Annotated in this window: 11 protein-coding genes; all 11 read left to right on the top strand. The window is 52.5% G+C overall.

Features of this window, described 5'->3' with window-relative positions; all coding sequences use genetic code 11:
* Positions 1-7: 7 nt before the first annotated feature.
* The 11 genes from AC1W8Y_RS06135 to nuoH all read left to right on the top strand — a co-directional run bounded on the left by AC1W8Y_RS06135 (position 8) and on the right by nuoH (position 12,510).
* Positions 8-1,210 carry a porin gene (locus AC1W8Y_RS06135; RefSeq protein WP_482013591.1) on the top strand — a complete coding sequence of 401 codons (1,203 nt, stop codon included), beginning with the start codon at positions 8-10 and terminating at the stop codon, positions 1,208-1,210.
* Positions 1,211-1,552: 342 nt separating this feature from the next.
* Positions 1,553-2,755, top strand: a complete 1,203-nt coding sequence (locus AC1W8Y_RS06130; RefSeq protein WP_482013590.1) for a porin — start codon at positions 1,553-1,555, stop codon at positions 2,753-2,755.
* Between the two features lie 264 nt (positions 2,756-3,019).
* Positions 3,020-4,228, top strand: a complete 1,209-nt coding sequence (locus tag AC1W8Y_RS06125) for a porin (protein WP_482013589.1) — start codon at positions 3,020-3,022, stop codon at positions 4,226-4,228.
* A 207-nt stretch (positions 4,229-4,435) separates the two neighbouring features.
* Complete coding sequence (locus tag AC1W8Y_RS06120; protein WP_482013588.1) at positions 4,436-4,795, top strand: NADH-quinone oxidoreductase subunit A; 360 nt, start codon at positions 4,436-4,438, stop codon at positions 4,793-4,795.
* Positions 4,796-4,819: 24 nt separating this feature from the next.
* Positions 4,820-5,299 carry a NuoB/complex I 20 kDa subunit family protein gene (locus tag AC1W8Y_RS06115; protein WP_106227940.1) on the top strand — a complete coding sequence of 160 codons (480 nt, stop codon included), beginning with the start codon at positions 4,820-4,822 and terminating at the stop codon, positions 5,297-5,299.
* Between the two features lie 22 nt (positions 5,300-5,321).
* On the top strand, positions 5,322-5,942 hold the full coding sequence (locus AC1W8Y_RS06110) for an NADH-quinone oxidoreductase subunit C (protein ID WP_482013587.1): 621 nt from the start codon (positions 5,322-5,324) through the stop codon (positions 5,940-5,942).
* 2 nt (positions 5,943-5,944) lie between these two features.
* Positions 5,945-7,201 (top strand): NADH-quinone oxidoreductase subunit D, encoded by a 1,257-nt coding sequence (locus tag AC1W8Y_RS06105; RefSeq protein ID WP_482013586.1) that lies wholly within the window; start codon positions 5,945-5,947, stop codon positions 7,199-7,201.
* A gap of 32 nt (positions 7,202-7,233) precedes the next feature.
* Positions 7,234-7,728, top strand: coding sequence for an NADH-quinone oxidoreductase subunit NuoE (gene nuoE / locus AC1W8Y_RS06100; protein WP_482013671.1), 495 nt, complete (start codon positions 7,234-7,236; stop codon positions 7,726-7,728).
* Positions 7,725-9,092 (top strand): NADH-quinone oxidoreductase subunit NuoF, encoded by a 1,368-nt coding sequence (nuoF, locus tag AC1W8Y_RS06095; protein WP_482013585.1) that lies wholly within the window; start codon positions 7,725-7,727, stop codon positions 9,090-9,092. The genes nuoE and nuoF overlap by 4 nt, the downstream gene beginning before the upstream one ends.
* Positions 9,093-9,106: 14 nt before the next feature.
* Positions 9,107-11,434 (top strand): NADH-quinone oxidoreductase subunit NuoG, encoded by a 2,328-nt coding sequence (nuoG, locus tag AC1W8Y_RS06090; RefSeq protein ID WP_482013584.1) that lies wholly within the window; start codon positions 9,107-9,109, stop codon positions 11,432-11,434.
* The gene (nuoH, locus tag AC1W8Y_RS06085) at positions 11,434-12,510 is read left to right on the top strand and encodes an NADH-quinone oxidoreductase subunit NuoH (RefSeq protein ID WP_482013583.1); all 1,077 of its coding nucleotides are present in this window, start codon (positions 11,434-11,436) and stop codon (positions 12,508-12,510) included. Before nuoG ends, nuoH begins: the two co-directional genes overlap by 1 nt.
* Positions 12,511-12,521 lie beyond the last annotated feature (11 nt).

The following is a 12,521-nucleotide window of genomic DNA, read 5'->3' as shown; positions in this document are numbered from 1 at the left end:
ATATCAAATGAAAAAAACTCTACTCGCTGCCGCCTTACTGGCTGGCTTTGCCGGCGCTGCCTCAGCTCAATCTAGCGTCACGCTCTACGGTATCATCGATGCCGCTTTAAGCTACACCAACTACTCGTATACCAACAACTCTGGCAACAGTGTCGGTGATTCACAGTTCGGTGTTCGTACTCAGTCACAATCCGGCAACCGCTGGGGCTTTAAAGGTGTCGAGGATCTGGGTGGCGGAAATCAAGTTATTTTTAATTTAGAGGCTGGTTTCAACGGTGGTAATGGCCAAGCTGCCGACAGTACACGTGCCTTTAACCGTTTGTCATGGTTCGGTGTGCAGAACGCAAGCTGGGGTAACATCAAATTCGGTCGCCAAAACTCGATCGCTTGGGATTACCAAGGCGTGATTACCGATCCGTTTGCCATTGCAAACAGCCAGGTGTCGTCAAACACCACCTTGACCTGGAACTCAGGCCGCTACGACAACCTGCTGAGCTACGAAACCCCAGTGTTGAGTGGTTTTCAAGCTAAGGTTGGCTATTCGTTCGCTGCAGGCCAGTCGTCTTATTACCAAAACGGCACGAGTTACACAGCTGGCTCAGGCAGCGCTACGTACAATTTCAACACCCAGAACAACATGACGGCCCTCAACGCCGGTATCAAATATAGCAATGGCCCCTTGTACCTGGTTGCGACGTATGACCAGATCAACCCTAATCAGAACATCGTCAGCGGCTTAAATAGCGTGAGCGGCCTGATCATTGGTGGATACTATGACTTCGAAGTCGTTAAAGTCTATGCTAACTATGGCCATCAATCAGGTGGTTTGATTGGCGGTGGTAACCAGCAAATGGTGGGTATCTCGACCAGCGACATCACCGATGCGGCAAGCAATTCGACCGGAAGCGTGATTTTTGCACCGGGCGTCAGCGTGAATTCGTACGACGTGGGTATCTCTGCGCCAATCGGCGCGAACGGCAAAGTACTGGCCCTGTGGCAGTTGTCGCAACCTAACGGCACCCTGAATGGCTTGGCTTCAACCTACGGTGTGGTGTCAACTGCGAATGAGAACGTCTATGGCGTGGGCTACAGCTATAACTTCTCTAAGCGCACCAACATGTACGCTTTCGCCTCTTACGCGAGCAACTATGCGATGGTCAGTGGTTTGAATTCGACGCAGGTGTCGGTCGGTTTACGCCACATTTTCTAAGCAGTTAGCTAGAAAGTCGCTGTTCTAGATGAATGGCCCGACGATCACTGTCGGGCCATTTGTATTTCTGGTGATGAATGCAAGGCTCAAGTCTGTCTTGATAGTTGCATTATTTTTGTCACAATACACGAAGCAAAGCCGTCACTGATCGCGAGTGGTAGTGCTCAAATTGTTGCAATGTCGCAACAGTTTTGGCGTGATTTGGTCGATATATACACGTGTTGATAGCCACGAATGGGAAACTTTGATGAAATAGATACCAACTTCCCTTAGCGGAGTTAGGGGGGCTGCAGACAAACCTGTTTGTTGCTCTTGTCACTCAAATCATCGGAGATTTCTTAAATGAAAAAGACTCTGCTCGCTGCCGCCCTGCTAGCCGGCTTTGCTGGTGCTGCTTCGGCACAATCCAGCGTTACACTGTACGGCATTATTGACGGCGGTCTCAGCTATACAAACTATTCCTACTCCAACGCCACCACTGGTAGCGTCGGTACGTCACAGTTCGGCTGGCGTAATGGTGGCCAGTCAGGCGACCGTTGGGGCATGAAAGGCGTCGAAGATCTCGGCGGCGGTAATCAGGTTATTTTCAACCTCGAACAAGGCTTCAACGTAGGCAATGGTTCAGCAGCTGATGGTACACGTCAGTTCAACCGTTTGTCATGGTTTGGTGTTCAGAACGCTGCTTGGGGTAACGTCAAGTTCGGTCGTCAGAACTCATTGGCATGGGATTACATGGGCGTTGTTACCGATCCATTCCAGATCGCTGGTAGCCAAGCTTCGTCAACCACGACCATCACCTGGAACTCAAGCCGTTACGACAACTTGCTGAGCTATGAGACACCTAACCTGAGCGGTTTCCAGGCTAAAGTGGGTTACTCGTTTGCTGCAGGTCAAGCTTCTGCTTACCAGAACTCGAACGGTACTAGCTACACAACTGGCTCGAGCGCTGCAACGTACAACTTCAATACGCAAAACAACATGACAGCTGTTACAGCTGGCATCAAGTATTCGAATGGTCCTTTGTACCTGACAGCAACGTATGACCAGATCAACCCCAACCAGAACATCGTTGGTGGCTTGAACAGCGTTAACGGTCTGATCGTTGGTGGTTACTACGACTTTAGCGTTGTTAAAGTCTACGCTAACTACAGCCGTCAAACCGGTGGTCTGTTAGCTGGTGGTGCTTCTTCATTGATTGGCTTGTCATCTGCTGACATCACCGATCCATCAGGTGCAACAACAGGTTCAGTGATTTTTGCTCCTGGCGTTCAAGTCAACGGTTACATGCTCGGTCTGTCAGCTCCAGTTGGCGCTAACGGTTCGTTCTTGGCTGAATGGCAGATGGCTCAGCCTAACGGTACATTCTCTTCATTGGCAAATGGCTACGTGTCAACTGCTAACGAAAACGTGTACTCATTGGGTTACACCTACAACTTCTCGAAGCGTACAAACCTGTACACGTTTGCTTCATACGCAAACAACTTCGCGATGGTCAGCGGCTTGAATGCAACTCAAGTGACAGTTGGTCTGCGTCACTTGTTCTAAGCTCACGCTTAGACAAGCAACTAGCTTAGGCTAGTTCGACACGAAAAGAGCCACCTTCGGGTGGCTTTTTTCTTTTAGATGACGAATAAGATAGGTCTTCCGTAGATCTGATTTGTCAGTTTGTGTCGTGTGGTCAACACTTCAAAGAACAAACGTCGATAGACGCTTCGCTGTCATAAAGATCACTAGGTTGAGCCAATAGCATAGCGTTGTTAGAGATTGCTACTTTTGCTTCAACCACCCAACTCATCGGAGAGTTCTTAAATGAAAAAGACCCTGTTAGCAACGGCATTGCTTGTCGGTTTTGCCAGTGTTGCCTCAGCCCAATCCAGCGTTACCCTCTACGGCGTTGTCGATGCTGCGTTAGCCTATACAAATTATTCTTATTCCAACAGCACGACTGGCAGCGTTGGCACGTCGCAATTCGGCGCGCGCAATGGTCAGCAATCTGGTTCGCGCTGGGGCATGAAGGGTGTTGAAGATCTCGGCGGTGGCAATCAAGCCATTTTCCAGCTCGAGCAAGGCTTTAATCCCGGTAACGGCTCAGCTTCTGATTCTGCACGCCAATTTAATCGCCAGTCATGGTTCGGCGTTCAAGGTGCTTCTTGGGGGGCGGTTAAGTTCGGTCGTCAAAACTCGGTCTCTTATGACTACATGGGTTTGAAAGCTGATCCCTTCGAGATCGCTAACGCTTTGACCGGTTCGACAACGGCTTTCACCTGGAACTCAAATCGCTATGACAATTTGCTGAGCTATGAAACGCCAGTGCTGAGTGGTTTCCAGGCCAAAGTGGGCTACTCGTTCGCTGCCGGTAATGCCTCTTATTATCAAACGTCGACGGCGACAGGTGCCACGAGTTACACCGCAGGTTCGGCTGCTGCCACGTATAACTTTAATACGCAAAACAACCTGACCGGTTTCACGGCTGGTCTGAAGTATGCTAATGGCCCCTTGTACCTTGTCGCAACCTACGAGCAACTCAATCCTAACCAAAATATCGTTGGTGGCCTGAGCAACGTTAATGCCTTCATCCTTGGTGGTACCTACGATTTTGGCGTGGTCAAGGTTTATGCTGACTACGGTCGCCAATACAATGGCTTGTTGGCTGGTGGCAATCAGCAAATGCAGGGGATTACGACCTCTGATATCACCGATCCTTCTGCGGCTACGACGGGTAACGTCGTTTTTGCACCGGGCGTCGCAGTCAATGCCTTCTTGCTGGGCTTGTCGGCACCCATCGGCACCAATGGCAATTTCCTGGCTTCGTGGCAAATGGCTAACCCCAACAGTGCCTTCTCGCAAAACGCAGTGTACGTGTCGCAGTCTAACCAGAGCACTTACTCACTGGGCTATACGTATAACTTCTCTAAGCGCACAAACTTGTACGCTTTTGGTTCGTACACCAGCAACTACGCCATGGTTAGTGGTTTGAACGCGACTCAGGTTGAAGTGGGTCTACGTCACACATTCTAAGCATTACCTCAAGGGATTAGCCCAACTGGGCTAGTCACGCTTGGGTTTAACGGGTCACCCACTGTGGTGACCTGTTTTTTTATCGGACATCAGTAATTCCCCTTATCTAAATGCTAGAATTCGTAGGCGCAATTCTGACAGCATGAGTTTTGTTAAGATTGCGAGGTTTTGTGAGCTACAAATGTCATCAACCAATGGATGATCTGGATGAATTTGCAAGAGTATTTTCCTGTTTTGCTCTTTATCATTGTAGGCAGCCTGATTGGCTTTGCTTTGATTGCTGCGGGTTCATTGATCGGCCCCAATAGGCCTGATGCACAAAAGCTATCCGCCTACGAGTGCGGGTTCGAAGCTTTCGGCGATGCCCGAATGAAATTCGACATTCGTTACTACTTGGTTGCTATCCTTTTCATCTTGTTCGATCTCGAGATCGCTTTCCTGTTCCCTTGGGCGAACGCAAGCGGTTCGGTTGGCATGGTTGGCTTTGTCACAGTAATGATTTTTCTCGCTATCCTCACCGTGGGCTTTGTCTACGAGTGGAAAAAAGGCGCGTTGGATTGGGAATAATCCCCACACGGTCAGAGAGCAAATATGGCAATTGACGGTATCTTGAAACAAGGCTTTGTCACCACCAGTGCTGACAAGGTCATCAACTGGGCCAAGACGGGCTCGATGTGGCCCATGACGTTTGGCTTGGCCTGCTGTGCGGTCGAGATGATGCACGCAGGGGCCGCCCGCTACGATTTGGATCAGTGGGGCATGGTGTTTCGGCCAAGCCCACGTCAATCCGATTTGATGATTGTGGCAGGCACGCTTTGTAACAAAATGGCGCCAGCCTTGCGCAAAGTTTACGACCAGATGCCTGAGCCACGTTGGGTGTTATCCATGGGCTCCTGTGCAAACGGCGGCGGCTATTACCACTACTCTTACTCTGTCGTTCGAGGTTGTGATCGTGTGGTGCCGGTCGACGTGTATGTCCCCGGTTGCCCTCCTACAGCAGAGGCTCTTGTTTACGGTCTTTTGCAGATGCAAAACAAGATCCGTAGAACCAACACCATTGCTCGCGCTTAGTTAAACAGAACAGGCTTGAAATATGTCCAGGTTAGAAACCTTGCAACAACGGGTGGCAACTGTCTTAGGGCCACAAGTAACAGTCAGTGTGGCGTTGGATGAAGTGACGATTGTTGTGCCTGCTGATCGTTGGGAAGACACATGTTTGAAACTGCGTGATGATCCGTCGCTGCGTTTTGAATCTTGCATAGACCTCTGCGGCGTCGACTACTCGACCTACGGCGTTGGTCGTGTTGGGGAAGCCGCTCAGGCGGAAATCAAACCCGAGGCGCGTTTTGCCGTGGTGGCGCATTTGTTGTCCATCACCAACAACTGGCGGCTGCGGGTTCGCACCTTTGCAAGCAGCGATGAATTCCCGGTGCTTGATTCTTTAGTTCGTGTCTGGCCCAGTGTGAACTGGTTTGAACGCGAGGCGTTCGACCTGTTCGGGATTGTGTTTGAAGGGCACCCAGATCTGCGTCGTATTTTGACCGACTATGGCTTTATCGGCCATCCTTTCCGCAAAGACTTTCCCGTGTACGGCAATGTTGAAATGCGCTATGACCCCGAAGCAGGTCGCGTCATTTATCAACCTGTTTCGATTGAGCCTCGTGAGAATATCCCTCGCGTCATTCGCGAGGATGGTTATGGGGTAGGGCGCTAATCATGGCTGATATTAAAAACTACACGCTTAACTTTGGGCCTCAGCATCCTGCTGCCCACGGGGTCTTGCGACTCGTGCTCGAGCTTGACGGCGAGGTCATTCAGCGGGCCGATCCGCATATCGGGTTACTGCACCGAGGCACCGAAAAGCTGGCTGAGCATCGCACGTTTCTGCAGGCCTTGCCCTACATGGATAGACTCGATTACGTCTCGATGATGTGTAACGAGCATGCCTACGTGATGGCGATCGAGAAGTTGATGGGCGTCACCCCTCCTTTGCGCGCACAGTATATCCGCGTGATGTTCGATGAAATCACCCGTCTGCTGAATCATTTGATGTGGCTCGGGGCTCATGGGCTCGATGTCGGCGCCATGGCAGTCTTTCTTTACGCGTTCCGTGAGCGCGAAGATTTGATGGATTGCTATGAAGCGGTATCAGGGGCGAGGATGCATGCCGCCTACTACCGTCCGGGCGGGGTTTACCGCGATTTGCCCGATGCGATGCCGCAATATGGCAAAAGCAGCGAGTACCGCGCGCCCAAAGAATTGAAGGCCATGAACGAAGCTCGTTCTGGGTCTTTGCTTGATTTCATTGAAGACTTCACGAATCGCTTCCCCGGCTGTGTGGATGAATACGAAACTTTATTGACCGACAATCGTATCTGGAAGCAACGTCTCGTGGGCATCGGTGTCGTTAGCCCCGAACGTGCGATGGCCTTGGGTTTTACTGGCCCGATGTTGCGTGGCTCGGGCGTCGCCTGGGATTTACGCAAAATGCAGCCCTACGAAGTCTATGACCGTTTGGATTTCGATATCCCCGTGGGTACTAACGGTGACTCTTATGACCGTTATCTCGTTCGGATCGGCGAGATGCGCGAAAGTAACCGCATCATCAGCCAGTGTGTCCAGTGGTTGCGTAACAACCCTGGTCCTGTGATGTCGGATAACCACAAGGTCTCTCCCCCGCATCGCACGGGCATGAAGACCAACATGGAAGAATTGATTCACCACTTCAAGTTGTTTACGGAAGGGTTCAGTGTCCCCGCGGGCGAGGCCTACGTGTCAATTGAACACCCCAAGGGCGAGTTCGGTATTTACATGGTTTCTGATGGCGCCAACAAACCCTATCGTTTGAAGATCCGGGCGCCCGGTTTCCCGCATCTTCAAGCGCTGGATGAAATGGCTAACGGACACATGATTGCGGATGCTGTGACCATCATTGGTACTCAGGATATTGTTTTTGGTGAGATTGATCGCTAAAGCGGTCAAGAGATCTATAACGGATTTAAATGATGCTGCTATCTGAACAGGCTTACCAACAAATCGATCGCGAAGTCGCCAAGTACCCCGCTGATCAAAAACAGTCGGCCATCATGGCATCGCTGACGATTGCGCAGAGCGAGAAAGGTTGGGTATCGCCCGAAGTGATTGAAGATGTTGCGAACTATCTCGGCCAACCAGCGATTCTGGTGCAAGAGAATGCGACGTTTTACAACATGTTCGATGTGCGTCCCGTTGGGAAATTCAAAATATCAGTGTGCACCAACTTGCCCTGTGCCTTGCGCGATGGCGAGAAAACGGTTGAGTATCTCAAACAGAAGTTGGGGATAGGCTTGAAAGAGACAACCGCTGATGGTGTCTTCACGCTCATCGAAGGTGAATGCATGGGCGCCTGCGGTGATTCGCCTGTGCTGTTGGTCAACAACAAGCATATGTGCGTGCGGATGTCTGCCGAAAAGATCGATGCCATGATCGCCGACCTGGCAAGCACTGGGGGTGCAGCATGAATACCGCAGCCGTGTTAGAAAAGTATTCTCAAGGGCTTGACGCAGCCCCAGGCAATGATTTGCCAGCCTCAATGGCCTTGCATGATCGGCACATCACACCGCAAATCATGGCGGGGCTCGATGGTCAAAACTGGCGCCTGGCCGATTACGTCAAACGAGGTGGCTACGAAGCGCTGCGCAAGATTCTGACATCGGGGATGACGCAAGAAGAAGTCATTGCCGAGGTCAAGGCCTCTGGATTGCGCGGGCGTGGCGGTGCGGGCTTCCCCACTGGCTTGAAATGGAGTTTCATGCCCCGGACGTTTCCTGGTCAAAAGTATTTGGTCTGTAATTCAGACGAGGGTGAGCCTGGTACGTTTAAAGATCGTGACATTTTGCGATTAAACCCGCACATTGTCATCGAAGGGATGGCGATTGCTGCCTTCGCGATGGGCATTGATGTTGGCTACAACTACATTCACGGTGAAATCTTCGAAGTCTATTCACGGTTTGAAGAGGCACTCGAAGAAGCGCGTCAGGCTGGCTTTCTCGGTGACAAGATCTTAGGCTCTGCGTTCAACTTTCAATTGCATGCGTTTCATGGCTACGGCGCCTATATCTGTGGCGAAGAAACCGCGTTACTTGAGTCGCTTGAAGGCAAGAAGGGTCAGCCACGGTTTAAGCCGCCTTTCCCCGCCAGCTTCGGTTTGTACGGCAAGCCCACCACCATCAACAACACTGAAACCTTTGCTGCGGTGCCTTGGATTATCCGCAACGGTGGGGCAGCCTACCTCGAAGTTGGCAAGCCCAACAACGGTGGTACCAAGCTCTTCTCGATTACCGGTGATGTAGAGCGGCCAGGTAATTATGAAATCCCACTCGGTACCCCATTCTCAACGCTGCTAGAACTCGCAGGCGGGATGCGCAATGGCGCCAAGTTAAAAGCGGTGATCCCAGGCGGATCCAGTGCCCCAGTATTGCCTGCTCACATCATGATGGACACCACCATGGATTATGACGCGATTGCCAAGGCCGGTTCGATGCTCGGCTCTGGCGCCGTCATCGTCATGGACGAGAGTCGCTGTATGGTCAAGTCACTGTTGCGTTTGTCTTACTTCTACCATGAAGAAAGCTGCGGCCAGTGCACCCCTTGTCGCGAAGGGACAGGTTGGTTGTATCGCATGGTGAACCGGATCGAACATGGCCAGGGCAGAGCGGATGATCTAGAGATGCTGGATTCAGTGGCGCTCAACATCATGGGGCGTACCATCTGCGCGCTGGGCGACGCAGCTGCCATGCCCGTTCGAGGATTTATCAAGCATTTCCGTGACGAATTTGCACACCACATCGAGCACAAGCGATGTGTGGTGGCTCCCTACATTTAAGGTCTGGACAAGTTATGGTTGAGTTAACCATCGACGGCAAGAAAGTCGAAGTGCAAGAAGGCAGCATGGTGATGCACGCTGCCCACAAGCTTGGCGTCTACGTGCCGCATTTCTGTTACCACAAGAAACTGTCCATTGCAGCCAATTGCCGCATGTGTCTGGTTGAAGTCGAGAAAGCGCCTAAAGCCATGCCTGCCTGTGCCACGCCTGCAACGAATGGCATGGTGGTTCACACCAGTTCTGAGCGCGCGGTCGCGGCACAGAAAAGCGTCATGGAGTTCTTGCTGATTAACCATCCGCTGGATTGCCCGATTTGCGATCAGGGCGGCGAGTGTCAATTACAAGATTTGGCTGTCGGTTATGGTTCATCTTCGTCGCGCTATGCCGAAGAGAAACGGGTGGTGTTTCACAAAAGCCTCGGGCCGCTGGTTTCGGCCGAAGAGATGTCACGCTGTATCCACTGCACGCGCTGTGTGCGTTTTGGTCAAGAGATCGCCGGCGTGATGGAGCTCGGCATGATCGGTCGTGGAGAGCATTCTGAGATCACCACGTTCGTCGGCCAAGCGGTTGAGTCCGAGTTGTCGGGCAATATGATTGATGTTTGTCCCGTTGGTGCTTTAACGTCTAAACCATTCCGCTATCACGCCCGCACCTGGGAGCTTGCCCGTCGCCGCTCTGTTTCTCCGCATGACAGCGTTGGCTCGAATCTTGTGATTCAGGTCAAAGACGATCAGGTCATGCGTGTGGTGCCCTTTGAAAACGAAGAGATCAACGAGTGCTGGATCAGTGACCGCGATCGTTTCTCGTATGAAGGGCTGAATTCTGTCGATCGTCTGCAGATGCCCATGATTAAAGGTCGTGACGGCCAGTGGCGTGAATCGTCTTGGGCAGATGCCCTGCAAGCAGTCGTACAAGGTTTAGAGACGGTCAAACAAGAGTCTGGTGCGACACAGATTGGTGCCGTAGCCGCTGAATACTCAACCCTGGAAGAGTTGTCACTGTTGTCCCGTGTCGTCCGCGGTTTGGGCTCAGACAACATTGATTTCCGCTTACGTCAGACCGATGCTGCGTTTGACTCGGCGCTCACTGGCGTGCCCTGGCTGGGGATGCCTATCGCCGATTTGGGCGCGCGTGATCGTGTGTTGGTCGTCGGCTCTTTCTTGCGTAAAGATCACCCCCTGTTCGCCCAACGCTTGCGTCAAGCAGCCAAGCAAGGTGCTCAGGTGTCGACGATTGATGTTGCCGGTGACGATGCGTTGATCAAATTGGCCGCGCGTGCCTTGGTGCGACCTGATGCCATCGCTAATACCTTGGCTGAAGTCGCAGTTGCGTTATCGGGTCTGAAAGCAGTAGCAGTGCCTGACGCGCTGTCTGGCGTGAAGCCTAGTGAACAAGCGCTTGCGATCGCTCAAAGCTTGGCCAGTGGTGAAACGACCGCCGTGTTGCTGGGGAGCGTCGCGGTGAATTCACCCCAAGCCTCGCTGATTGCAGCCAATGCACAGCTCGTCGCCCAACTCTCGGGTGGCACCTTAGGCTTCTTGACAGCGGGTGCGAATACCGTCGGCGGCTACTTGGCCGGCGCTATACCCAAGCAGAGTGGTAAAACCGCGGCCGCCATGTTTGACGAGCCGTTGAAAGCCTATGTGGTCATGCATGCTGAGCCAAGTCTGGATGCCGACAACGGCCAGCAGGCCTTGGCAGCCTTGCACGCAGCTCAGTTTGTAGTTGCTTTAACGCCGTTTGCCTCAGCCGCCCGTGAGTGGGCGCACGTGATGTTGCCGATTGCTCCTTTTACTGAGACATCGGGCACTTATGTCAATGCCCAAGGCACTGCGCAAAGCTTTAAAGGCACGGTTGCCCCACTCGGCCAAACGCGGCCAGGCTGGAAGGTGCTTCGCGTACTCGGTAACCTGCTGAAGTTGAGCGGGTTTGATGAAGAGTCGTCAGAGTCGGTTCGCGACGCGGTGCTCTCAGGGGGCGTTGAAGCTCGACTGTCCAATCAGATAGACGCCAAGATTGGCGTGAGCGCCTCTGGTGCTGGGTTACAACGTGTCGCTGATCTGCCAATCTTCCGTAGCGATGCCATGGTTCGCCGGGCGACAGCGTTGCAACTCTCTGCAGCCTCACAAGCACCTGTTGCTCGCTTGCACCCAGACACCGTGACTGCCTTAAGCCTTGATGTGTCGTCGATGGTGCGCGTCAAATCGGCGACCGGTCAGATCATGATCGCAGCCCAAACTGACAGAAAAGTGACGCCCGGTACCATCAGGTTATCGGCTGGATTTGATGAGACGATGGCCCTCGGTGGCGCATTTACAGAAATTAGCGTGGAGCGTGCCTGATGAAGGATTTGCTCAATATGGTTGAATCTTACGGTGCAGCCTTGCTCGGCCCGACCGTCTGGTATGTGCTGTGGATTCTGATCAAAATCATCGTTATTGCTTTGCCTGTCATTATTTGCGTGGCCTACCTGACCTACTGGGAGCGCAAGATGATCGGTTTTATGCACGTGCGTCGCGGCCCTAACCGGGTTGGGTTCAGAGGGTTGCTGCAGCCCTTTGCTGACGTGTTCAAGTTGCTCACCAAAGAAGTTATTGTGCCTAGCCAGGCCAACAAAATATTGTTCATTTTGGCGCCTGTGGTTACCTTGATGCCAGCACTCGCGGTTTGGGCTGTCGTACCCTTTGGCCCGGAGGTTGTGCTGGCTAACGTCAACGCGGGTTTGCTCTACGTGGCAGCACTCAGTTCGGTGGGCGTCTACGGGGTGATCGTGGCAGGCTGGGCATCCAACTCAAAGTATGCGTTTCTGGCGTCGATGCGTGCCTCGGCGCAGATGCTGTCTTATGAGTTGGCGATGAGCTTCGTGTTGGTGACCGTGTTGCTGGTCTCGGGCAGTATGAATATGTCTGCCATCGTGAACGGCCAGTCGCGCGGTATGTTCGCCAGTATGGGCTTGACTTTCCTGTCCTGGAACTGGTTGCCCTTGCTACCTCTGTTTGTGATCTACGTGATCTCAATCGTTGCTGAGACCAATCGGCATCCTTTTGACGTGGTCGAGGGCGAGTCTGAGATTGTGGCGGGCCATATGGTTGAGTACTCAGGCATGGCGTTTGCGCTGTTCTTCCTGGGCGAGTATGCCAACATGATTTTCTTGTCTGCGATGGCATCGATCATGTTCTTGGGCGGCTGGACCTCGCCCATTGATATTGTGCCGCTGAGCTGGATCCCCGGCTGGATCTGGCTTGCGCTCAAGACTTTCGTGGTGGTGTCTTTGTTTATCTGGTTCCGCGCCTCTTTCCCGAGGTATCGCTACGATCAGATTATGCGTTTGGGCTGGAAGATTTTCATCCCGTTAACCGGTGTTTGGTTAGTGGTGGTAGCGATCTGGATGCAGACCCCTTGGAACATCTGGAAATGAACGCGACAAAA

This window comes from Jezberella sp. (assembly GCF_964834465.1).
This window is presented reverse-complemented; position numbering and strand designations above follow the sequence as displayed.

Coding starts and splice junctions, on each gene's coding strand:
- AC1W8Y_RS06135 (WP_482013591.1), top strand. CDS start 8: ATGAAAAAAACTCTACTCGCTGCCGCCTTACTGGCTGGCTTTGCCGGC.
- AC1W8Y_RS06130 (WP_482013590.1), top strand. CDS start 1,553: ATGAAAAAGACTCTGCTCGCTGCCGCCCTGCTAGCCGGCTTTGCTGGT.
- AC1W8Y_RS06125 (WP_482013589.1), top strand. CDS start 3,020: ATGAAAAAGACCCTGTTAGCAACGGCATTGCTTGTCGGTTTTGCCAGT.
- AC1W8Y_RS06120 (WP_482013588.1), top strand. CDS start 4,436: ATGAATTTGCAAGAGTATTTTCCTGTTTTGCTCTTTATCATTGTAGGC.
- AC1W8Y_RS06115 (WP_106227940.1), top strand. CDS start 4,820: ATGGCAATTGACGGTATCTTGAAACAAGGCTTTGTCACCACCAGTGCT.
- AC1W8Y_RS06110 (WP_482013587.1), top strand. CDS start 5,322: ATGTCCAGGTTAGAAACCTTGCAACAACGGGTGGCAACTGTCTTAGGG.
- AC1W8Y_RS06105 (WP_482013586.1), top strand. CDS start 5,945: ATGGCTGATATTAAAAACTACACGCTTAACTTTGGGCCTCAGCATCCT.
- nuoE (WP_482013671.1), top strand. CDS start 7,234: ATGCTGCTATCTGAACAGGCTTACCAACAAATCGATCGCGAAGTCGCC.
- nuoF (WP_482013585.1), top strand. CDS start 7,725: ATGAATACCGCAGCCGTGTTAGAAAAGTATTCTCAAGGGCTTGACGCA.
- nuoG (WP_482013584.1), top strand. CDS start 9,107: ATGGTTGAGTTAACCATCGACGGCAAGAAAGTCGAAGTGCAAGAAGGC.
- nuoH (WP_482013583.1), top strand. CDS start 11,434: ATGAAGGATTTGCTCAATATGGTTGAATCTTACGGTGCAGCCTTGCTC.